A 22317-nucleotide genomic window follows, 5' to 3' on the forward strand; every position below is an offset into this window, starting at 1 on the left:
TGCCCAAACCAAAAAAAAAAGAAAAAAAAAAAAAGATAAAAGAGGGGGTGTTTTGTTTTTTTTGTAAATATTTTTCTCATTTTGAAAAAAAAAAACTACACAAACAATTAAAAAAAAAAAGTTAAAATTTTTTTCCATTTATTGATTTATACCAACAAAAATGAGCCCCCGGGGAATTATATCCCAAAAAATATATTATATAGGGAGACTAACCGCCATAATTCATACAAAATGCCGAACACTTCAAAAAGATATAAAGCCATCTGCTCTTATATCCGCAGATGGCTTTATCAGTCACTCATCACTCAAAGACTTCCTCTATGTCATTTGACCCAGTTTCGTCAACTTCTTTTACACACGAGTTGAAATTTTCGGGAATATCAAAATCGACATCAGGCGAATAGCCCAAATCCTTATTCCTATACACCTTCTTCATATAGTAAGCCCAAATGGGCAGTGCCATAGAGGCACCCTGTCCGAGCGCCATCGAATCGAAATGGATGTCTCGGTCCTCGCCACCTACCCAACAGCCGCTCACCAACTGGGGCGTGAAGCCCATAAACCAGGCATCTGAGTTACGGTTGGTGGTTCCGGTTTTTCCTCCAATAGGTCCCTCGACATTAAACTTATACCTAATTCTTCCACCAGTACCGCCATCGATTACGCCCATCAGTTCTTCTATCATTTTATAGGCACTTTCAGAACTAATCACCTCGTTCATACGAGGCTGGAAACGTGCCACCACATTTCCCTCTGCGTCCTCTATCTTGGTCACGAACATTGGAGCACAGCGTATACCGCTATTGGCAAACGTAGTATATGCACTCACCATTTCTGCCACAGATACATCGCATGGACCAAGGCAAAGTGCCATCGACGGATGTATGTCGGGATTGTTAATTCCAAAATCATGGAGCATTGTAACAAACTGCCGGGGATTAAGTTTACTCATAAGATAAGCTGAAACCCAGTTATTTGACTGAGCCAGTCCCCACTTAAGAGTAACCATCTCTCCATATCGCTTATGACTGGAATTACGCGGAGTCCATGGCTTACCTGCAACCATATATGTCTGCTGAACGTTTGGCACCAAATCACATGGGGTGAATCCATTCTCCATAGCCAAAGCATAGAGAAATGGCTTAATGGTAGAACCCACCTGACGCCTACCGTCCATTGCCATGTCATACATGAAATGGTTGTAATTAAGGCCACCCACATAAGCCTTGACAGCGCCCGTATGCGCCTCCATGCTTACAAATCCGGCACGCAAGAATGATTTGTAATAACGAATGCTATCCATCGGCGTCATCACCGTATCAATATCTCCCTGATAAGAAAATACCGTCATGTCAGTTTTGGTCCGGAAGGCACGCCGAATTTCCTCTTCTGAAGCACCAGCAGCCTTCATGGCGCGATAACGTTCACTCTGCTCCATTGCCTTTCGCATAATGCGCTGCACCTCCTTAGGCGTAAGTTTATCTGTAAACGGCGCATTGGGCTTTCTGCGATTTTCACGTGTGAACAAAGGCTGAAGATACTTGGCAACATGACCGTAGACCGCATCCTCCGCATACTGTTGCATGCGAGAATCTATGGTCGTGTAAACCTTTAGTCCATCAGTATAAACATTATAGTTTTCACCATCTTTCTTATAGTTCTTATTACACCAGCCATAGAGCGGGTCGCTTACCCAGGCAATCGAATCAAGAACATACTGACGTCGATTCCAAACAGGATATTTGTCAGGTTCAGGCCGAGACGCCATCATATATTGACGGAGGAATTCACGGAAATATGTGGCGGTTCCATCTTTATGATCCGTCCGATGAAAGTCAAGCCTGATTGGCTCTGCGCAATATTTGCGATACTCATCATCAGTAATATAACCGGCCTTGCGCATTTGCGAAAGCACCACATTACGACGCTGCAAACTTCTATCCGGATATCTTACCGGGTTAAACAAAGAAGGGTTCTTGCACAAACCTATCAACAGTGCAGCCTCAGTTATAGTCAAGTCCTTGGGCTCTTTATTAAAATAGGTATTGGCAGCCGTCTTGATTCCCACGGCGTTATGGAGGAAATCAAAATAATTAAGATACAAGGCTATTATCTCTTCCTTGGTATAGTTACGCTCAAGTTTGACGGCAATCACCCACTCTATCGGCTTTTGCATAAGACGCTCGGCGGTAGAATGAGCCACCTCGGTATAGAGCTGTTTAGCCAACTGTTGTGTAATGGTAGAGCCTCCGCCAGCACTTTCACGCCCGAGCAGTCCACGCTTGACGATGGCACGGCAAAGGGCAATAAAGTCAATACCAGAATGATCATAGAAGCGGGCATCTTCAGTAGCAACCAGCGCCTTGACCAAATAGGGCGACAGATTATTATACGCCACGGGAATACGATTTTCCCGGTTGAAGCTCCACGTGCCAAGCACCTTGCCGTCCGAAGAATAGACCTGCGTGGCAAATCTATTAATAGGATTCTGCAGCTCGTCAATGGGAGGCATATACCCTATCCATCCATTCCAAATTGCCGTAAACACCACTGTCACGGCCAATACCGAACAGCCCAAAAGAGCCCATAAAATATGTACAACCTTTCTTCTCATACAATGCATTGAAAAAATATCTGCAAAAATACGATTTTTTATGGCAACAAAGGACAAATATTTGAAAATTATGTGTAACTTAGCACTCAATTTAGAATAATACATTCTTCAACACATATGGAAAGACATAATTTTGTGACGATCGAAGACCTTTCCAAAGAAAAGATACTATACCTCTTGGAAATGGCAAAGGAGTTTGAGAATCATCCTAACAGAGAATTGTTAAAAGGAAAAGTAGTGGCTACGCTTTTCTTTGAACCATCCACCCGCACCCAACTTAGTTTTCAAACCGCTGCAAATCGCCTTGGAGCCCGCGTTATTGGTTTTTCTGACGCCAAGACTTCAAGTACAACAAAGGGCGAAACTCTTAAAGACACCATTCTTATGGTGTCCAACTATGCTGACGTGATTGCCATGCGCCACTCTATAGAAGGAGCTGCACTTTATGCAAGCGAAGTAGCACCAATACCTATTATTAATGCTGGAGACGGCGCCCACATGCACCCTTCCCAGTGTCTGCTCGACCTCTATTCGATATACAAGACCCAGGGTACTCTTGAAAATCTCAACATCTATTTGGTCGGCGACTTGAAATATGGCCGCACGGTCCATTCCCTCATAACTGCCATGCGCCATTTCAACCCCACATTCCACTTTATAGCCCCCAAGGAGCTGGCGATGCCCCAAGAGTACAAGCTCTACTGCAAAGAGCATAACATCAGATACCAAGAGCATACGGCTTTCAACGAGAAGGTAATAGCAGATGCCGATATCCTATATATGACGCGCGTACAAAAGGAGCGTTTTTCCGATTTGATGGAATACGAGAAGGTCAAGAATATCTACATCCTTAACCGCGACATGCTCAAATACGCCAAGGAGAATATGAGGATACTCCACCCGCTGCCCCGCGTCAACGAGATTGCATACGATGTAGATGACGACCCACATGCCTACTATATACAGCAGGCCAAAAACGGACTCTACGCCCGCGAAGCCATCTTCTGTCATTGTCTCGGAATCACCCTTGACGACATCAAAAACGACAAGACTATAATAGAATAATCATGGCAAAGAAAGAAATGTTAGTTACCGCCATTGAGAATGGCACCGTAATAGACCACATACCTGCAGAGAAAACCTACAAGGTGGCAAATCTGCTCAAACTCGACACCCTGACCACCCCTGTAACTATAGGCAACTATCTGGAGTCAAAGAAAGTAGGACACAAGGGAATCATCAAGGTTTCCGGGAAGTTTTTCACCGATGCAGAAATCTCCCAATTATCAGTACTGGCTCCTAATGCCGTGCTCAACATCATCAAGGACTACGAAGTTGTAGAGAAAAAGACCGTAGAAACTCCTGACGAACTGCGGGGTATCGTAAAATGCAACAATCCTGTATGCATCTGCAACAACGAGCCCATGCTCACCATCTTCAACGTAATAGACAAGGCTCACGGCATCATCAAATGCCACTATTGCGACAAGGAGCAAGAACTGAGCAAAGTAAAGTTATGCTAATTCCAATAAAAAAATAATGTTTCATAACCAACACAAATCCCATTAGAGTAAGTTGGGCTCACTCTCCTTCTGGAGGAGAGGACGGGAAAACTAATAATATGGAAAGAGACCAAATAATATTCGATCTCATCGAGAAGGAACATCAGCGCCAGCTAAAGGGCATGGAGCTCATCGCTTCCGAGAACTTTGTCAGCGACGAGGTTATGCAGGCCATGGGCAGCTATCTTACCAATAAGTATGCTGAAGGTCTGCCCGGACATCGCTATTACGGCGGTTGCCAAATTGTGGACGAAGTGGAGAACATTGCCCGCGAGAGAGTCAAGAAACTCTTTGGCGCCGAGTTTGCCAACGTTCAGCCCCACTCTGGAGCCCAGGCCAATGCAGCAGTATTATTAGCCATCCTCAAGCCTGGCGACACCTTTATGGGACTCAATCTGGACCACGGAGGCCACCTTTCCCACGGTTCACGCGTCAACACATCTGGTATTCTGTACAACCCAATTGGCTATGAACTCAACCGAGAAACAGGCCGTGTCGATTATGACGAGATGGAGCGCCTCGCATTGGCACACAAGCCAAAGCTCATCATCGGCGGAGGCTCTGCCTATAGCCGCGAATGGGACTATGCCCGCATGCGCAAGATTGCCGATGAAGTAGGCGCACTGTTTATGGTAGACATGGCCCATCCCGCCGGACTCATTGCAGCCGGACTGTTGGACAACCCTGTAAAATATGCACACATCGTAACCACTACCACCCACAAGACCCTTCGCGGTCCACGCGGCGGTGTAATCCTGATGGGCAAAGACTTTGAAAATCCATGGGGCATCACTACCAAGAAGGGCGAAGTACGCATGATGAGCTCCCTGCTCAACAGTGCCGTATTCCCCGGCACCCAGGGCGGACCTCTCGAGCACGTTATCGCAGCCAAGGCTGTTGCGTTCGGCGAAAATCTGCTCCCATCATGGAAAGAGTACGCCACCCAGGTCAAGAAGAACGCTGCGGTATTGGCCGACGACCTCATCAGCCGTGGTTTTGACATCGTAAGTGGTGGTACCGACAACCACTCAATGTTGGTAGACCTGCGCCCCAAATATCCCGAGCTGACCGGCAAGGTCGCCGAGAACGCATTGGTCGCAGCCGATATCACCGCCAACAAGAACATGGTGCCCTTTGACACTCGCAGCGCATTCCAGACATCCGGAATTCGCCTGGGTACAGCCGCATTGACCACACGCGGTGCCAAGGAAGACATGATGCACCTGGTTGCCGAACTGATAGAAGAGGTGCTCAACACTCCCGAAGACGAACAGGTTATCGCCCGCGTACGCGAGAAAGTAAATGAGACCATGAAGGCTTATCCACTTTTCGCATACTAAGCAACCGCCCTATACAATATAGAAATCTCCCTCTGTCACACCAAGTGACGAGGGAGATTTCTTTTTGCTTCAATCGAGAAATTATAAATCGCATCGTAATGCCCTCAAGGACGAGAACACTACGATGCGATTATCTTTGCAGTAAAGCATCAGCAAAGTCGAGACAATCAGATGATTGCCAACATTTTTTCCTTACAACTTGCTGCCGTAGCACAAGTCACCGGCATCACCGAAACCTGGCACAATATACTTGTGGTCGTTCAGGCCTGGATCAATGGCTGCACACCAGATAGTTGTCTTTTCCTCGGGGAAAGTCTTCTTGATATGCTCTATTCCCTCTGGTGTCGCAATGACACAAGCTACATGGATGCGCTTTGGAGTGCCCTTGGTAAGGAATGCCTTGTAGCCCAGCTCCATACTGCTTCCTGTCGCCAGCATCGGGTCAGCTATAATAATGTTCTTTCCCTCAATGCTTGGCGTAGCAAGATACTCTACATGCACACCCACTTCATGATGTTCCTTGTCTACATATTCACGATAAGCCGAAACGAAAGCGTTGCCGGCATGATCGAAAATATTAAGGAATCCATTATGGAAAGGAAGACCTGCACGGAAAATTGTGGCGAGCACAATCTTGTCTGTAGGCATGTTGACCGTAGATACACCTAACGGGGTTGTTACCTCACAAGGGGCATAATCTAATGTTTTGGAAATCTCGAATGCTTCAAATTCGCCAATACGCATGATGTTGTTACGAAAAAGCAAACGGTTGTTCTGATAATTGACATCTCTCATCTCAGCCAGATACTGGTTGATAATGGAGTTCTTCTCACTTAGGTTAATAACTTCCATCGTTTATTTTTTGCTTGCAAAGGTAGTGTAAACCCGAGAAAAAACAAAGGAAAACCCGCGATATTTTTCTGTTTTTCCTGTATTTATGTTCTCGGGGTGCCAACACCCTCCTTGCCATGACCGCGACAAGGCAAAATTGTACCCTGCACACAATTATCACACCCTTGCTGCCCATTGACCCATAGTCCCATTCCGAACCACAGCATATTGCATTATTGTCAGAATTAACATTAACGTATATTCTACACACATTCGCCAGTTCCCGACCAGTCATCGAAACATAGTTCTTGCCATCTACCGCGAAATTCTTTTTAGAATGCAAAACAATCAATGCAGGGTTGGCAACGGCAAATGCAAAACCTGAAACAAGTAAATCACCCCACGAATTCAGATTATATGCCATCACCTTCGACATCATTATACCAAACCGACTATCGATGCAGACATCCTGCTGCAAAAAGCCCACTTAACGGCACATAAAACTATCTTGTTGCCACCTGCCTATACGCTTATTTCACATTATAGCTAACCTCTACCCCACCCAGCTCCACGATAACCTGCCATAAGAGCCTCCCGCTCATATCATCTTTCAAGATTATGGCCCCAACTATATCAATCACGTATGTAAAACTCATTTTTTTTGCAAACTCCGTATAGCAAAAAAAGCGGGCAATGTATAGTTTTTCAATTCTTTAACCTAAAATATCTAACTAAAGAGTATTTTTGTCGTTTTTCGGTTGGGCATTATCCGTTTTTTGCTTAATTTTGCGTCGTCTAAGAGTGGATATTATCTATAGATAAGTCCACGTTAGTGCAATTGACAACAGAAATTAAACAGACCATATAAATTTTTAAAACAACAACAAAAATGGCAAATTTAGATTTAACTAAGTATGGCATTACAGGTGCTACAGTAATCGCCCACAATCCTTCTTACGAGCAGTTGTTCGAGGAAGAGACCAAGGCAGGACTCGAGGGTTTTGAAGTTGGCCAGCAGACCGAGCTCGGCGCTGTCAACGTTAAGACTGGTATCTACACCGGTCGTTCGCCTAAGGACAAGTACATCGTAATGGACGAGAACTCTAAGAACACAGTATGGTGGACCTCTGAAGAGTATAAGAACGACAACCACCCCATGTCTGAGGAAGTATGGGCTACGGTTAAGGGCATCGCCAAGAAAGAGCTTTGCAACAAGAACCTCTATGTAGTAGATGGTTTCTGCGGCGCCAACAAGGACACCCGTATGGCTGTTCGTTTCATCGTTGAGGTTGCATGGCAGGCTCACTTCGTAACCAACATGTTCATCCGTCCTACAGCTGAAGAGCTTGAGGCATTCGAGCCCGATTTCGTTGTTTACAACGCATCTAAGGCTAAGGTAGAAAACTATCAGGAGCTGGGTCTGCACTCAGAGACCTGCGTTGCTTTCAACGTAACATCTAAGGAGCAGGTTATCATCAACACATGGTACGGCGGTGAGATGAAGAAGGGTATGTTCTCTATGATGAACTACTTCCTCCCCTTGAAGGGCATCGCTTCTATGCACTGCTCAGCAAACTGCGACAAGAACGGCGAGAACACAGCTATCTTCTTCGGTCTGTCAGGCACTGGTAAGACCACTCTGTCTACCGATCCTAAGCGTCTGCTCATCGGTGACGACGAGCACGGATGGGACGACAACGGCGTGTTCAACTTCGAGGGTGGCTGCTACGCTAAGGTTATCAACCTCGACAAGGAGTCAGAGCCCGATATCTACAACGCTATCCGTCGCGACGCTCTCCTCGAGAACGTAACTGTTGATGCTAACGGCAAGATCGATTTCGCTGACAAGAGCGTTACCGAGAACACTCGTGTTTCATACCCAATCTTCCACATCAACAACATCCAGCCAGGTTCTTCAGCACCCGCTGCTAAGCAGGTTATCTTCCTGTCTGCTGACGCATTCGGCGTGCTGCCTCCCGTTTCTATCCTGACTCCCGAGCAGACTCAGTACTACTTCCTTTCAGGATTCACAGCTAAGCTCGCTGGTACAGAGCGCGGCATCACAGAGCCCACTCCTACTTTCTCAGCTTGCTTCGGCCAGGCATTCCTCGAGCTGCATCCTACAAAGTATGCTCAGGAGCTGGTTAAGAAGATGAAGAAGAACAACGCCAAGGCTTACCTCGTAAACACTGGCTGGAACGGCACAGGCAAGCGTATTTCTATCCGCGACACCCGTGGTATCATCGACGCTATCCTGAACGGTGACATCGACAAGGCTCCTACAAAGCAGATTCCTATGTTCGACTTCAAGGTGCCCACAGAGCTCCCCGGAGTTGCTACAGAGATTCTTGATCCTCGCGACACCTACGCTGACGCAACTCAGTGGGAGGAGAAGGCTAAGGACCTCGCTGCCCGCTTCATCAAGAACTTCGCTAAGTACACAAACAACGAAGCTGGCAAGGCTCTCGTTGCTGCCGGTCCAAAGCTCTAATCTTTAGAACTTACAAACCCAGTATATCAAGAGGCCATTCCGTATCGGAGTGGTCTCTTTTTTTTATTAACGACCGCTTCAACGCCCCATTGATGCCCATAAGCAGGGATAGCTTCTTTATAATAAATGTTAATGGAATCTCTGGCATTTCCGCCCCATTTCTCCCCTTCACGGTATCAAGATTTTCATTAGTTCTTAATACATTTGACATAAGTCAACAAAAGGCCGTTTTCACATAAAATTGCGATAAAAATGATGGTTGTTATCGTAAATCTTTATACCTTTGCATCGCATTCGGGAGAATGTAATACAATAGGTTAGTTAGTTTGATAGATTTAAGGTTAAGATGATGTTTTTAGAATGCGAGTCAGCCTATGTATTGGTTTAAGTCATAATAATGATACTTTTTAGCATTATTATCTAAAACGAACTAATACAAATGACTGGCGCGAAGAAGGGCAAGGTAAGTGATTATCTTGCCCTTTTTTATTGTCTTTTTCTTGCCACATTCATTTCGTTTGACTACTTTTGCATAGACAACACAAGAAGATGAACAAATTTCGATATATCATTGCTGTTGGGCTATCATCGTTGACTTGCATTACCGTTTCGGCCCAACGCCCTACTCTATACAAAAGCAACATCCAGACGCTGCAAACCGTAGCCGAGCAGCGATGGACAGACCTGCCTGTCATCATGCTGAATAGCGGAGAGACCGTAAACATCGACTTCGACGACCTGACCCACGAATCGCAGCGATATGCTTATCGCATAGAGCACTGCGATGCCAATTGGAAACCCACTTCTTCGCTGTTTGACAGTGATTATATTGACGGATTTGCAGACGGCAATCTTATCGACAATCTTGAACAATCCCTCAATACCAACACCCTATACACCCACTACCATTTCTCCCTTCCCAATGAGAGGTGCCGATTAAAGTTAAGCGGCAACTATTGTGTTACGGTTTATGATGAGAACGACAACAACGAGCCCATCTTCAAAACCTACTTTATGGTGGCAGAAGCTGCTGCAGGCATAGAAATGCGCACAACCTCTAATACTGATGCCGACGTCAACGGTAGACATCAGCAGATAGAAATGGGCGTACATTTCAATGACCTTCGGATTAATGATTGGAAGCGGGAAATCACGACAGTCTTTCTGCAGAACAACAGATGGGATAATGCCGTGACTAACCCTTCCCCGCAATATATCAAAACCGATGGGCTGACATGGACACACTGTCCGCAACTTGTTTTTGATGGCGGAAACGAATACCGAAAATTTGAAATTCTCGATGTCAATCATGCCAATATGGGCGTAGAAAACTTGGAATGGGACAATACAGAATACCACGCATATCTATGGCCCGACGAGCCTCGCCCGAACTATGTGTATGACGAAGACTCCAACGGCGCATACTTCATACGCAATAGTGACAATCGTGAAATCAACTACACCTCGGAATACCAAACCGTACACTTCACTCTCAAGACCAAACGGCTGCCAGGAGAGATATACCTTAACGGCAACTGGACTCACGACCAGTTCACACCCTATTACCAGATGCAATGGAATGAAGACAACGGTTGTTATGAAACTGCCATAAGGTTAAAACAAGGTTACTACAACTATCAGTACCTTTGGGTTTCACCTACTGGGCGCATCGGCTTTGTGCCCACTGAAGGCAACTCCTACCAGACAGAAAACAAATATACAGCCCTGGTGTACTATCATGCCCAAGGTAGCCGCTACGACCGTTTAGTAGGCGTTGCCCACATTCACACACGATGATAAATAATGTGAAATAGTTGGTGTTTTATCAAATTTGGCGTATATTTGCAATACGATAACATACATAAAACAATAACATCATGAAGAAGAAATTTATCTGTACCGTTTGCGGTTACATCTATGAAGGAACAGAGGCTCCAGAGTTCTGCCCTCTTTGCAAGGCTCCACGGAGCAAGTTTAAGGAAGTATCTCTCGATGACGAGCCAGAGTTTGCCACAGTTCACGAATTAGGCCGTGCCTATACCGACAAGGTTAGCGACGAGTTAGTACAACACTGCAAGAACACCTTCGCCGGCGAATGTAGCGAGGTAGGCATGTACTTGGCTATGGCTCGCCAGGCTGATCGTGAGGGCTATCCTGAAATTGCACGTGCATTTGAGCACTATGCCTACGAAGAAGCTAACCACGCCTCTCGCTACGCAGAGTTGTTGGGCGAAGTGCTGAAAGACACCAAGAGCAATCTCGAAGCTCGCATTGCAGCCGAGAAGGGCGCATGTGCAGAGAAGTTTGAGGCTGCCAAGATGGCAAAAGCTGAAGGCTCTGATGCTCTGCATGACACCATCCATGAGATGGCGAAAGATGAAGCTCGTCACGCTGCCGGCTTCATGGGTCTCTACAACCGTTATTTCAAGAAATAATCAGAAAAAGATATCCAAAACAAAAGAGGCTTCCCTTGGTGGAAGCCTCTTTTGTTGGAATTATTCAGAATGGTTATGCCTTAATCATGTCTACCATTTCCTCGGGCGCAACGAGTTGCTGCTCTCCTGTAACCATATTCTTCAGCATTACCTTGCCCTCTTTCATTTCATTTTCTCCGACAAGGACCACATAAGGTATGGCCTTGGCGTTGGCATACCCCATCTGCTTCTTCATCTTTGCCGCATCAGGATAAATCTCTGCCCTTATGCCCTTCTTGCGCACTTCGCTGATAATGGGCAGACTATAAGCGGCCTCTTTCTCACCGAAGTTGATGAACAGCACCTGGGTAGCATTCAAAGTCTCTTCGGGATAGAGTTCAAGGGTATTCAATACATCATAAATACGGTCTGCTCCAAAAGAGATGCCTACACCGCTCAGTCCTGGCATACCGAAGATGCCGGTAAGATTGTCATAGCGGCCACCACCCGTAATACTTCCCATGGGGGTATCAAGCGCCTTCACCTCGAAGATTGCTCCTGTATAATAGTTCAAGCCACGGGCAAGCGTAAGATCAAGCTGAATCTCATTGGTAAGTCCCACCTTCTCGAGCGTATCCAGAATAAAGCGGGTTTCCTCTACGCCTTTAAGTCCAGTCTCAGAAGTGGCAAGCACCTCTGCGATGGTCTGCAGTTTATCATTGTTGGAACCCTCGAGGCTAATGATAGGCTGCAACTTCTCAATGGCCTCTTCGCCAATACCGCAAGCTCTAAGCTCGTTGTTGACATTATCCAGCCCTATCTTGTCCAGCTTGTCTATTGCAACCGTAATATCAACAATCTTGTCAGCTTCGCCTATTACCTCAGCGATACCGGTAAGAATCTTACGGTTGTTAATCTTGATTTGAACGCGAATGCCGAATCTGCAGAAGACGGTATCGACAATCTGCATCAGTTCTACCTCATTGAGCAGCGAATCAGAGCCAACAACATCAGCATCGCACTGGAAGAACTCGCGATAACGTCCCTTCTGAGGACGGTCTGCGCGCCACACTGGCTGAATCTGATAGCGCTTGAAAGGCAACTGAAGTTCATCTCTATGCATGACCACATAACGCGCAAATGGAACGGTAAGGTCATAACGCAAACCTTTCTCACACAACTTGGCAGCCAAATGAAGACTATTGCGCCCAGCCAGTTCTTCATCGGTAATCTTGCCAAGATAATCGCCCGAGTTGAGCACCTTGAACAAGAGTTTGTCGCCTTCCTCTCCATACTTACCCATCAGGGTCTGGAGAGTCTCCATTGCCGGAGTTTCAATCTGCTGAAATCCATAAAGCGCATATACTTGGCGAATGGTATCAAAGATATAGTTGCGCTTCGCCATTTCTATAGGGCCGAAATCTCTCGTCCCTTTGGGTATAGAAGGTTTCTGTGCCATTTATTTTCTTACTATTGTTTGTTCACGATCAGGACCTATTGAAATAACCTTAATAGGTGTCTCAAGATACTCCTCGAGGAAATGCACATAATTGCTGAAAGCCTCAGGGAACTGCTCTTCTGAAGTAAATTTGGTCATATCAGTCTTCCATCCTGGCATCTCCTTATAAATGGGAGTCACATCATCAATCTCATAAGGGAATTCAGATGTTTCACTTCCATCTTTCAATCTGTATGCGATACAAGCCTTGATAGTATCAAAACCATCCAGCACATCGCTCTTCATCATGATGAGTTCTGTAACGCCATTGACCATGACCGAATAGCGCAGCTGTACAAGGTCTATCCAGCCACAACGGCGCTCACGACCGGTAACGGCACCATATTCGTGACCGATATTACGGATAGTATCACCAGTTTCATCAAACAGTTCGGTGGGGAACGGACCACTACCCACACGGGTGCAATAAGCCTTCATGATACCATAAACATTGCCTATGCGGTTAGGACCAATACCCAAGCCAGTACAAGCACCTGCGCAAATGGTATTAGAAGATGTCACAAATGGGTAACTGCCAAAATCGACATCGAGCATAGTGCCCTGAGCGCCTTCACAGAGTATGCTTTTGCCTTCACGCAGGATATGGTTGATTTCATTCTCACTATCCACAATCGTAAACTGACGCAAATACTCAACGCCTTCCATCCATTTGGCTTCTACGGCTTCGAAGCCCTCGAAGTCTGTCCATCCCATAGATGCCAGCATCTTGAGATGACGCTCCTTATGGGCAGCATATTTAGCGTTGAAGTTATCCAGAATATCGCCTACGCGCAGTCCATTACGTGAAATTTTGTCTGTATAGGTTGGGCCAATGCCTTTTCCTGTCGTTCCCACTTTGGCCTTTCCTTTAGCAGCCTCATAAGCACGGTCCAGAATGCGATGGGTAGGCATAATGAGATGGGCCTTCTTTGAGATATGCAGACGCTCATGCAGATTGTGACCCGAATCCTCCAAACCTTTGGCTTCTTCCATAAACAAATCGGGCGCCAATACCACACCGTTACCGATTATGTTGACCTTACCGCCCTGGAAAATGCCAGATGGAATAGAACGCAAAACATACTTCTGCCCCTCAAACTCCAAGGTATGGCCGGCATTTGGTCCTCCCTGGAAACGAGCTATCACATCATAGTGGGGAGTAAGCACATCCACTACTTTTCCTTTACCTTCATCGCCCCACTGGAGACCCAACAGGACATCGACTTTACCTGTATTCATATCAATTATAATGAGTATTTATATTCTTTCCTTACTAACCTTGCTGCGCGTACGCTTCTCCTTGGACTGGCAGCTACTGCAGACGCCATAAATATACAGACTGAATGTTTCTTTACGAAACCGCTTCAATTTTATATCATTTACAGCATCGCTTATCTCCGGTTCGTCTATTTCGGTTATCCTACCACAGACATTGCAAACCTGATGCACACGGCTTTCACCATTGAACCCCTTCTCGTAGTACGTGCCATCGGCCAAACGGTGGCAGATGACCAAACGCAGTTCCGTAAAAAGACGTATAGCATTGTAGAGAGTAGCCCGACATACCCTGAAATTTGACAATCTCAAATTAGCATCAAGTTCCTTTAGGGTAAAACAACCAGGCATCCGGCAGATGGCATCAAGTACAAAGTAACGTTCACGTGTCTTGCGATGATTGTGCATCTCAAGATAATTGTCCAATATTTCTCTTGCTTTAATATTGACGTTATCCACCATCTATCCGTTACATATTAATGTTGCTACAAAGTTACATCATTTTTATATAAATAAGGTATAAATAAGAGAAAAAGATAACCTACGATGTTGATTTTGTTGCTTGATGACAGAAGCAAGATGCAAATGAACTGCAGAACAGGCGTCAGCCCATCCTGTCAGTCCTTTGAGTATTTTCGTTTCAGAGATGAAGCCCTTGTGAACGCATGGCCTTTTGAGCAAGAAGTGCATAATCGTCACCAAGGTCTTCAAAATGAGTAAGACAATTGTATGCAGCATGCCTTACACCGATATTATCGTCTTGGAGCGCCACAGCGACCTGGTCCAAGAATTCATTGATACCAAGTTCGTTGGGAGCCATTCCACGGGCGAACAAACGTCCCAATATATTATAGGCAGCTATCTGATAATATACCTTGTCTGTAGCTATCCATTCATAAGCCATAACTGAAGCAAATGGAAGATACTGATACAGTTTGGAAGCTGCAATCTCAGCCATTTCCTGCGTATGGGTCTGTTCCATCCACACATCCACCACTTCTGGCAACATCTGCTCGGGCGGCATAATCATTGTGGCCAAAATCTTACATTCACGTATGTTCTCCTTCCATAGATTGATAGCAAGGTCGTAGTCGTGGCCATACTCTGTCGCCATTTTCTGCAACAGAGGAAGTGCCACTCCCCAATTTATCTTATAGTCTGAACCTTTTTCGCGCATAGACTGCGACACGGGGCCATTCATCATCGAGCGAAAAGACTGCTTGATAGCCTTCAGTTTCTCGTGTGTTTCTTCTGTCATAAATATCCAAATTCTTTAGAGTAACGTAACATCTGTTGAGTATACCCTTCGGTATAATCGACCTTTATATCAACGATATTCCGGTCATCATCACAGACGGGAACAAGCACCGGGTTAATAAAACCTTTATAGGGAGCGATATTGAGACGGCGATAACGACTCAATATTTCATTATGCAGTTCGCTGTCTATTCTGACCGCATACTGCTCAACCAGTTTGCGGGCCGATTCATAGTCGCCTTCACTCTTGATGCGCTGAATCTCGTAGAGCAATTGACCGAAACAGCAGCGCAAAGCGTGATAATCATTGACCACAAGGTAGGTCTTGCCGTCTCTGCATACCAGACCGACACAACCATCGCCATGCTCAAGCACCCAACGGGCTATCAGGGCACGGTTACGCATGTGGGCTTCCTCGATAAGATTTCCAGGAGCAATTCTTACCAACTGGGTTATAAGACCATTCATCATATAGGTATAATATTGGGCCTTATATGCTTCTGCATCTGGCACCAGCCCCAATTCTATCAGCTTGGCATCAGCCAGATAATAAAGCCCGAAAAGATCGGCACGCGCTTCCTCGATGGTAGAGCCATAGGCTTTGAGTGCATCGGATGACACACCGGGGAGCAACTGGCCGCTTCCATGCCCAAGACATTCGTGGAGGTCTGTATGCAAATCGTCACAGAGGTCTCCATATTTATTAATAAGGTTGAGTGTATCCCCATCTATGACGAATTCCTCCAAAAAGCCGTTACCATGAGCCGCCTTATTATACGCTTCGGTAAGATTTCCGATAGTAACGCTCTTAGAACCATGCTGAGCCCTTATCCATTCAGCGTTAGGCAAGTTGATACCAATAGCCGAAGCCGGATACTCATCACCACCAAGCATAGCCGCACACACCACATTGGCAGTGACGACTCTCACCTGTTGCTTGCGAAAACGTGCATCGACAGGAGAATGGTCTTCAAACCATTGCGCATTGTCACTGATAGTACGTGTACGCTTGGTAGCATCTATATCTTTATATTCTACGATGCCCTCCCAAGAGCCCTTGAGCCCCAGCGGGTCACCATAGACTTCAATAAATCCATTGATGAAATCGACAAGGCCATCCTGCTCCGCTATCCATTCTATCGAGTAACGGTCAAAGATCGCCAAATCACCAGTCCTGTAGTAGGCTATAAGCTGTGAGATGAGCTCGCGCTGACGCTCATTCTCTGCCACCTGTGCCGCGCGGTCCAGCCAAACGATGATTTCACGAATGACCTTACCATATAGGCCATCAGCAGCATATACCTGTTCTTTTACTATCCCATCCTCTTTGACGAGTTTGGAATTGAGACCAAACGAGGGCTGGCAATCGTTGCCTACCTTAGACTTTAAGGCTGCATAGTATTGTTCTGCCTCAAGTTGGGTGACATCCTGATAGAAATTGCATGCCGAGGTTTGCACCAAGTCCACCCCATCTGCCTGATTTACACGCTTGGGCAATACCTCAGGGTCAAAAATGACATCATAGACTTCGCATTTCTGCTCATCGCTGTCAAATATTTTTATTCCAAGAGACCCTATCACCTCATCAAGATACCGACGCGTAAATCCCGGTACAAACTTCTCGCATCCATAATGATGGTAAATGCCATTAGAGAACCAAACTCGCTTAAGATAAATCTCCAATGCCTTAAACTCTTCACACTGCCTATCTCCCTCATAATGGAGATAGATTTGTTCCAGCATCTTGCGAATGCGAATATTGTATCGGCCAAACTGGTCGAACGTGATATCACGGCCACAAAGAGTGGCCTGAGAAAGATAGTAGATATATAGTTTCTTGCGGAGCGACAACTGCTCAAATCCGTTCAAGCGATAACGAAGCATCTGGATATCGGCAAAGCGCTCGTCGGAATAATTGAAATCTTCCTTCATCGGAACATGACTTTTTAGCTTATACTTGATTCAATGGACATCTCCTCTGACATTCTCATTTTCTGGAACTGTCAGCCCCAGCAGAACGCTGGGCATAACGCAGTTTGTATTCGCGGGGAGTACAACCATTGATTTTAAAGAAAGCAGCATAAAACGACTGGCGGTTGGCAAAGCCTACCATCTGAGAAATATCCTCCATCTTCATGTGGGTATAGCGACGGTCTGTGAGAATGCCCATAGCCTCCTCTATACGATATTTATTGACAAAGGATGTATAATTCATATGAAAGCGCACATTGACCACGGCAGATATATAACGAGTATTGGTGCCCAAATCCTCAGCCAGATTCTTGGCAGAATAATTCTTGTCCTTGTATTTCTTCTGAATAAGGATTACCTCAAGTATTTTCTGCTTCAATTCATCCATCAATTTAGGATTTATCAATGAGCGATAGGCTGCCTCTCTCTCCCGAGCCTCTGTAATATTGTATTTTGTCATCTTCTATATGCTATAACTCTTGTTTCCTGATATTTACTACTGCAAAATTAGCCACAATTTTGAAATTAATGTCATTTTTGTCAACTTTTTTTCCATTTGTTTGTACCTTTGCTACAAATTTACTTATCATGGACCCAATTAATATATTAAATAGGTATTTCGGCTACCACTCCTTCCGCCCATTACAGCGTGAGATAATAGACGCCACGCTGGCTGGAAAAGATTCTCTTGTGCTTATGCCAACAGGAGGTGGAAAGAGTCTATGCTATCAGGTACCCGCGCTGATGCTTGACGGCGTTACCATTGTGGTTTCACCCCTTATCAGTCTGATGCACGACCAGGTGGAGGCACTGGTAGAAAACGGCATACCGGCGGCTGCCCTCAACAGCAACAACAACACCGAAGAGGACTTACTGATTCGGCGCAAATGTGCCAACGGGGAAATCAAACTGCTTTACATGTCACCAGAGAAACTGATAGCAGAGATTCCCTTCTTCTTGAGCCAGCTCAACATCAGCCTTTTTGCCATAGACGAGGCCCACTGTATCAGCCAGTGGGGCCACGACTTCAGGCCAGAATACTCTCAGTTGGGTATAATTAGAGAACGGTTTGCCAATGTCCCGGTAATGGCGTTGACCGCAACGGCCGACAAGATAACCCGCGAAGACATCTTGAAACAGCTTGCCATCAAAGGCGAGACCTATATATCCTCATTTGACCGCCCCAACCTGTCGCTTGCTGTCAGGCGCGAATCGACCAAGGCAGAGAAGATGAAAATCATCAATGCATATATACGCAACCACCCCAACGACGCCGGCATCATCTACTGTCTGAGCAGAAAGACTACAGAGAGCGTTGCCGAGTCGCTGAGAAAGGCCAACATCAATGCCCAAGCCTATCACGCAGGACTCGACGGGCAGACGCGCCGCAAGATACAGGAAGATTTCAAGAACGACCGGACTATGGTAGTATGCGCCACAATCGCTTTCGGCATGGGTATCGACAAGCCCAATATCCGTTGGATATTCCACTACAATCTGCCCAAGAGCATCGAGAGTTTCTACCAGGAGATAGGACGTGCCGGACGCGATGGCGCGCCTGCCGACACATTCCTGTTCTACTCACTTGCCGACATCATCCAGCTCAGACAGTTTGCCAACAGCAGTGGCCAGAACGACGTGAATAACCTGAAGTTGGAGCGTATGCAGCAATATGCCGAAAGCAGTGTGTGCCGTCGCAGAATATTGCTCAACTATTTCGGAGAAGAGCGTGACTGCGATTGCGGCAACTGTGATGTGTGCCAGCATCCGCCACGCAGGTTTGACGGCACACTACTCGTCCAGAAAGCCTTGAGCGCCATCATGCGGACCGAAGAAAAGATAGGCATTGGAACTGTCATCGAGATTCTGCGCGGCATGCTCTCCCCCACCGTCATGCGTCATGAGTATCAAAAGCTAAAGACCTTTGGCGTCGGCAAGGATGTTACGACATCCCGCTGGCGTGACTATCTGTTGCAAATGCTGCAAATGGGATACATCAGCATTGCCTACGACGAAGACAATCATGCAAAAGTGACTGATATGGGCAAAGAGGTCCTGTATGGCAAGAGCAATGCCATGCTGGCAGAAGTCTCTGAAATCAGTTTGACTCCATACAAGAAGAAGGAGACTCGTGGTCGCCAGGAATCGACCGCACGCCAAACCGAGATACCCGAACTGAAGCTGTCCGCAGTCGAAGACAAGCAGCTCTTCGAGCAGTTACGCGTGTTGAGAAGAAAGATTGCTGACAAGCAGAACTTCGCCGCCTACCTCATCCTGTCCGACAAAGTGCTCCACTCGCTGGCGGCAGAGAAGCCCACCACTATCGAGGAATTTGGCCATATCAGTGGCATCGGTGAATTCAAAAAGGTACATTATGGAAAGGTATTTACAGACGCTATCCGCAACTATCTGGATGGCATAAAACAAGTATAATAAGAAATATGAGAAGAATCATTCTGAATATAATGCTGCTATGTTGGTCCATAGCAGTTGTTGCAACAAGCGAAACTTACACCGTAGTAATATCTCTTGACGGATGTCGATGGGACTACCCTCAATGGTACAACACTCCTTTCTTCGACCGCATGGCCAATGAGGGTACGGCAAGTTCGCTCATTCCCTGCTTTCCCTCCAAGACATTTCCCAACCACTATTCATTGGCTACAGGTCTCACGCCTGAGCATCATGGCCTCATTGCCAACGAGTTTATGGACTGCGAGACAGGATATGACTTCAACCTGTCAAACCGCATCATGAAGAAAGACCCCAAATACTTTGGTGGCGAACCCATCTGGCTGACCGCCCAACGCCAAGGTCTGCGTACTGCCATATTCTATTGGGCAGGCTCTGATGTAAAGATACACAATAGTTACCCCGACACCTATCTCGACTACGACCAGAAGCCACGCCTCACCCTCGAACAGCGCTGCAACAAGGTGATAGAGTGTCTGCAGCGGAGCAAGCACAAGCGCCCACAGCTCATCATGGTATATATGAACGAGCCCGACAAGAGCGGACACAACTATGGCCCTCATAGCCGCGAGACCAGACGGGCGGTAGAGCGCATGGACTCGCTGATGGGCAACCTATATAGCCGTATAACCCAACTGCCGATAGGAAAACAGGTCAACTTCATAGTGCTCTCCGACCATGGCATGGCGTGGGTCGACCAATCACACAAGATAGAACTACGCCCGTTATTGGGCAATCTGCCCTACAAAGCCTATGGTAGCGTTCCCGTAAATATCTATGCCTCATGGGACAACGTACAGCAACACGAAGCAACCGTCGACTCCATCTGCCAACGTCTGCAGGGAGTGCCACATCTGCGCGCATGGCGCAAAGAACAGGTCCCGGCCTATCTGCACTATACCGAACACGGATGTATCGGCGATGTGGTGGCAGTGCCCGATTTGGGGTGGGTGGTATATGACAAGCCGATTAACTCTGGCGGCATGCATGGCTACGACCCAGCCTATACTGATATGTGGGCTATGTTCAGAGCCATCGGTCCTAACATCCGTCATGCCCAGGTCAAGCCCTTCCGCAATGTGAGTGTCTATACACTCCTATGCAACCTACTGGGCATCACTCCGGCAGAAAATGACGGCTGCATCGACGATGTCAAGAGTATCATAAAAGACAACTAAATCGCCATCCAAACAACCTGCAAATCAATGCGGCTCCCTCTCTGAGCGTTATTCTGATTTCTCCTGACCGCCATGGGCAGTTCGTATCATTTGATACGTGGTCATGCGCCATTTGACACGTGAGCCCGCATCATACGACACGAAGGCGCGTGCCTAAAGGCACGAACCAGCGAACGCAATGGCAGTCGCGCCGGCAATCAAAGAATGATGGATATATGATAACCCAAATGTGCCATAGCCCGCAACAGGCTATGGCACATTTGGGTTATCATGATTGCATACTGGGTTTACTCCAGTACCTTGGTCATGTTGAACGAACTTATGAGATGGTTAGCGTCTACCTTTGCCTTGATAAGATATTTGGCATGCTTCTCCTTGCTCGCATCAGTACGGGTGATATCCTGAGATACCGAGAACTGCACACTGTACTCATACTCGTCATTGTCCAAAGGTTTCTTGTCTATCTGGAAGTCATTTCCCAAGCGCCAGTTCATATTAGTAATGTCGTCCTTATAAATCTTCTTCATAAAGGTAACCACATCTGATGGCGACGCATCGGTCTTGCCTAAGAAGGAATCCATAAAGACTGCAACGGTGCTCTTCAGGCCGTCTTCATTCTTCGAGTTGATGCTCTGAAAGAAATGGCGGAAAAGAGTAACTATGGCGTCCTTCTCTTGGGGCATAACGGTCTTTGACTGCGCATCCTTCATAGCCTCTGTCGCCTCGTCGATATGCTCGCCATTGGCATGCGCATCGGCATAAGCCTGATAAGCCTCCGCTGTATTGAGGCGCTGGGCTATAGCCCAGTCTATAGAGTCTATCCGATGCAATGCCTCCTGCTGATGCAGACTTCCTGGATGGGCTTTGAGATAAGCCTCCATTGCTTCTTTGGAGCCACTTACCACGGCATCGCGCCACTCTGCATCAGACAGCTGCAGACGCTCCAGTCTCACAGACACCGAGTCACGATGCTCTGCGGGCGCATTGGTATAGGTGGTAAGATAACTCTGCAGCACGGCAGGGTCTTCGCTTGTCATGGCATAGGTATAGGCTTCCTCTTCTTTACCTCCCTGTGCCTGATACCAGACAAAGATGCCTCCGAGAACCAAGACGATAGCAAAGAGGAATGAATAGATAATCACCTTGGTGTTCTTCTTGGCTGGCTTCTCGTCTGCAGAAGACGAAGTGACGGGCTCTGCCTGATATGAGGGTTGTGCCTGCGCTGTCTCTGGATGAGTCGGAGTGTGACAGGTCGGACAGCAGGACTGGTCATTGAAATAAACTGTGCCACATTTGGGGCAAGTGATGATATGTCCTGCTATTTCAACGCCGCAAGACGGGCACACGGGCGCTTTGTCGCTTACCTCACGACCGCACTCGGGACATTTGATAATTGCCATAATCGTATATGTTT

General features: G+C 46.6%; 18 protein-coding genes. 8 read left to right on the top strand and 10 right to left on the bottom strand.

Annotation, left to right across the window (positions count from 1 at the left end):
* Positions 1-301: 301 nt before the first annotated feature.
* Positions 302-2614, bottom strand: coding sequence for a penicillin-binding protein 1A (locus CIK94_RS04015; protein ID WP_094421436.1), 2313 nt, complete (start codon positions 2612-2614; stop codon positions 302-304).
* Between the two features lie 117 nt (positions 2615-2731).
* On the opposite strand from CIK94_RS04015, the gene pyrB reads away from it, so the two are divergent.
* From pyrB to glyA, 3 genes are all read left to right on the top strand, one after another.
* Positions 2732-3679 (top strand): aspartate carbamoyltransferase, encoded by a 948-nt coding sequence (gene pyrB / locus CIK94_RS04020; protein ID WP_022309535.1) that lies wholly within the window; start codon positions 2732-2734, stop codon positions 3677-3679.
* 2 nt (positions 3680-3681) lie between these two features.
* Positions 3682-4137 (top strand): aspartate carbamoyltransferase regulatory subunit, encoded by a 456-nt coding sequence (locus CIK94_RS04025; RefSeq protein WP_094387519.1) that lies wholly within the window; start codon positions 3682-3684, stop codon positions 4135-4137.
* A 98-nt stretch (positions 4138-4235) separates the two neighbouring features.
* Positions 4236-5516, top strand: coding sequence for a serine hydroxymethyltransferase (gene glyA, locus CIK94_RS04030; RefSeq protein ID WP_094421438.1), 1281 nt, complete (start codon positions 4236-4238; stop codon positions 5514-5516).
* Positions 5517-5708: 192 nt separating this feature from the next.
* On the opposite strand, the gene upp is transcribed toward glyA, so the two are convergent.
* Entirely contained in the window at positions 5709-6368 is a 660-nt protein-coding gene (gene upp / locus CIK94_RS04035) for a uracil phosphoribosyltransferase (RefSeq protein WP_094421440.1), read from the bottom strand.
* 868 nt (positions 6369-7236) lie between these two features.
* Between upp and pckA the strand changes: the two genes are divergently transcribed.
* A complete protein-coding gene (gene pckA, locus CIK94_RS04045; protein ID WP_094387522.1) occupies positions 7237-8838 on the top strand; it encodes a phosphoenolpyruvate carboxykinase (ATP) in 1602 nt (533 codons plus the stop codon).
* A gap of 10 nt (positions 8839-8848) precedes the next feature.
* Here pckA and CIK94_RS04050 read toward each other — a convergent pair whose 3' ends face one another.
* Positions 8849-9049, bottom strand: a complete 201-nt coding sequence (locus CIK94_RS04050; RefSeq protein ID WP_094388154.1) for a hypothetical protein — start codon at positions 9047-9049, stop codon at positions 8849-8851.
* 338 nt (positions 9050-9387) lie between these two features.
* Between CIK94_RS04050 and CIK94_RS04055 the strand changes: the two genes are divergently transcribed.
* The gene (locus CIK94_RS04055; protein WP_094388153.1) at positions 9388-10635 is read left to right on the top strand and encodes a DUF5103 domain-containing protein; all 1248 of its coding nucleotides are present in this window, start codon (positions 9388-9390) and stop codon (positions 10633-10635) included.
* Positions 10636-10715: 80 nt separating this feature from the next.
* Positions 10716-11273, top strand: a complete 558-nt coding sequence (locus CIK94_RS04060) for an NADH peroxidase (protein WP_022309528.1) — start codon at positions 10716-10718, stop codon at positions 11271-11273.
* A gap of 73 nt (positions 11274-11346) precedes the next feature.
* Here CIK94_RS04060 and hisS read toward each other — a convergent pair whose 3' ends face one another.
* The 6 genes from hisS to CIK94_RS04090 form a co-directional block, all read right to left on the bottom strand.
* A complete protein-coding gene (hisS, locus tag CIK94_RS04065; RefSeq protein WP_094388152.1) occupies positions 11347-12711 on the bottom strand; it encodes a histidine--tRNA ligase in 1365 nt (454 codons plus the stop codon).
* The gene (locus tag CIK94_RS04070) at positions 12712-13989 is read right to left on the bottom strand and encodes an adenylosuccinate synthase (RefSeq protein ID WP_094387008.1); all 1278 of its coding nucleotides are present in this window, start codon (positions 13987-13989) and stop codon (positions 12712-12714) included. It lies immediately after the preceding gene.
* A gap of 18 nt (positions 13990-14007) precedes the next feature.
* Positions 14008-14487 (bottom strand): Fur family transcriptional regulator, encoded by a 480-nt coding sequence (locus CIK94_RS04075; RefSeq protein WP_022309525.1) that lies wholly within the window; start codon positions 14485-14487, stop codon positions 14008-14010.
* A 178-nt stretch (positions 14488-14665) separates the two neighbouring features.
* Positions 14666-15283: a DNA alkylation repair protein gene (locus CIK94_RS04080; RefSeq protein WP_022309524.1), complete on the bottom strand. Its 618-nt coding sequence runs from the start codon at positions 15281-15283 to the stop codon at positions 14666-14668.
* A complete protein-coding gene (locus CIK94_RS04085; protein ID WP_094421444.1) occupies positions 15280-17214 on the bottom strand; it encodes a dihydrofolate reductase in 1935 nt (644 codons plus the stop codon). The genes CIK94_RS04080 and CIK94_RS04085 overlap by 4 nt, the downstream gene beginning before the upstream one ends.
* A gap of 55 nt (positions 17215-17269) precedes the next feature.
* Positions 17270-17713, bottom strand: coding sequence for an AraC family transcriptional regulator (locus CIK94_RS04090; protein WP_022309522.1), 444 nt, complete (start codon positions 17711-17713; stop codon positions 17270-17272).
* Positions 17714-17841: 128 nt separating this feature from the next.
* Between CIK94_RS04090 and recQ the strand changes: the two genes are divergently transcribed.
* Both recQ and CIK94_RS04100 read left to right on the top strand, forming a co-directional pair.
* Entirely contained in the window at positions 17842-19686 is a 1845-nt protein-coding gene (gene recQ / locus CIK94_RS04095) for a DNA helicase RecQ (RefSeq protein WP_094421447.1), read from the top strand.
* Between the two features lie 8 nt (positions 19687-19694).
* Positions 19695-20903, top strand: a complete 1209-nt coding sequence (locus CIK94_RS04100) for an ectonucleotide pyrophosphatase/phosphodiesterase (protein ID WP_022309520.1) — start codon at positions 19695-19697, stop codon at positions 20901-20903.
* Positions 20904-21190: 287 nt separating this feature from the next.
* Here the strand turns inward: CIK94_RS04100 and CIK94_RS04105 are convergent, their stop codons facing one another.
* A complete protein-coding gene (locus CIK94_RS04105; protein ID WP_094421449.1) occupies positions 21191-22303 on the bottom strand; it encodes a zinc ribbon domain-containing protein in 1113 nt (370 codons plus the stop codon).
* Positions 22304-22317: the final 14 nt, after the last annotated feature.

This window comes from Prevotella sp. P4-51 (genome assembly GCF_002251455.1).
GTDB lineage: Bacteria > Bacteroidota > Bacteroidia > Bacteroidales > Bacteroidaceae > Prevotella.

Coding starts and splice junctions, on each gene's coding strand:
- CIK94_RS04060 (WP_022309528.1), top strand. CDS start 10,716: ATGAAGAAGAAATTTATCTGTACCGTTTGCGGTTACATCTATGAAGGA.
- CIK94_RS04075 (WP_022309525.1), bottom strand. CDS start 14,487: ATGGTGGATAACGTCAATATTAAAGCAAGAGAAATATTGGACAATTAT.
- CIK94_RS04070 (WP_094387008.1), bottom strand. CDS start 13,989: ATGAATACAGGTAAAGTCGATGTCCTGTTGGGTCTCCAGTGGGGCGAT.
- CIK94_RS04100 (WP_022309520.1), top strand. CDS start 19,695: ATGAGAAGAATCATTCTGAATATAATGCTGCTATGTTGGTCCATAGCA.
- recQ (WP_094421447.1), top strand. CDS start 17,842: ATGGACCCAATTAATATATTAAATAGGTATTTCGGCTACCACTCCTTC.
- CIK94_RS04050 (WP_094388154.1), bottom strand. CDS start 9,049: ATGTCAAATGTATTAAGAACTAATGAAAATCTTGATACCGTGAAGGGG.
- CIK94_RS04025 (WP_094387519.1), top strand. CDS start 3,682: ATGGCAAAGAAAGAAATGTTAGTTACCGCCATTGAGAATGGCACCGTA.
- pckA (WP_094387522.1), top strand. CDS start 7,237: ATGGCAAATTTAGATTTAACTAAGTATGGCATTACAGGTGCTACAGTA.
- CIK94_RS04080 (WP_022309524.1), bottom strand. CDS start 15,283: ATGACAGAAGAAACACACGAGAAACTGAAGGCTATCAAGCAGTCTTTT.
- CIK94_RS04085 (WP_094421444.1), bottom strand. CDS start 17,214: ATGAAGGAAGATTTCAATTATTCCGACGAGCGCTTTGCCGATATCCAG.
- pyrB (WP_022309535.1), top strand. CDS start 2,732: ATGGAAAGACATAATTTTGTGACGATCGAAGACCTTTCCAAAGAAAAG.
- CIK94_RS04055 (WP_094388153.1), top strand. CDS start 9,388: ATGAACAAATTTCGATATATCATTGCTGTTGGGCTATCATCGTTGACT.
- hisS (WP_094388152.1), bottom strand. CDS start 12,711: ATGGCACAGAAACCTTCTATACCCAAAGGGACGAGAGATTTCGGCCCT.
- CIK94_RS04105 (WP_094421449.1), bottom strand. CDS start 22,303: ATGGCAATTATCAAATGTCCCGAGTGCGGTCGTGAGGTAAGCGACAAA.
- upp (WP_094421440.1), bottom strand. CDS start 6,368: ATGGAAGTTATTAACCTAAGTGAGAAGAACTCCATTATCAACCAGTAT.
- CIK94_RS04090 (WP_022309522.1), bottom strand. CDS start 17,713: ATGACAAAATACAATATTACAGAGGCTCGGGAGAGAGAGGCAGCCTAT.
- CIK94_RS04015 (WP_094421436.1), bottom strand. CDS start 2,614: ATGAGAAGAAAGGTTGTACATATTTTATGGGCTCTTTTGGGCTGTTCG.
- glyA (WP_094421438.1), top strand. CDS start 4,236: ATGGAAAGAGACCAAATAATATTCGATCTCATCGAGAAGGAACATCAG.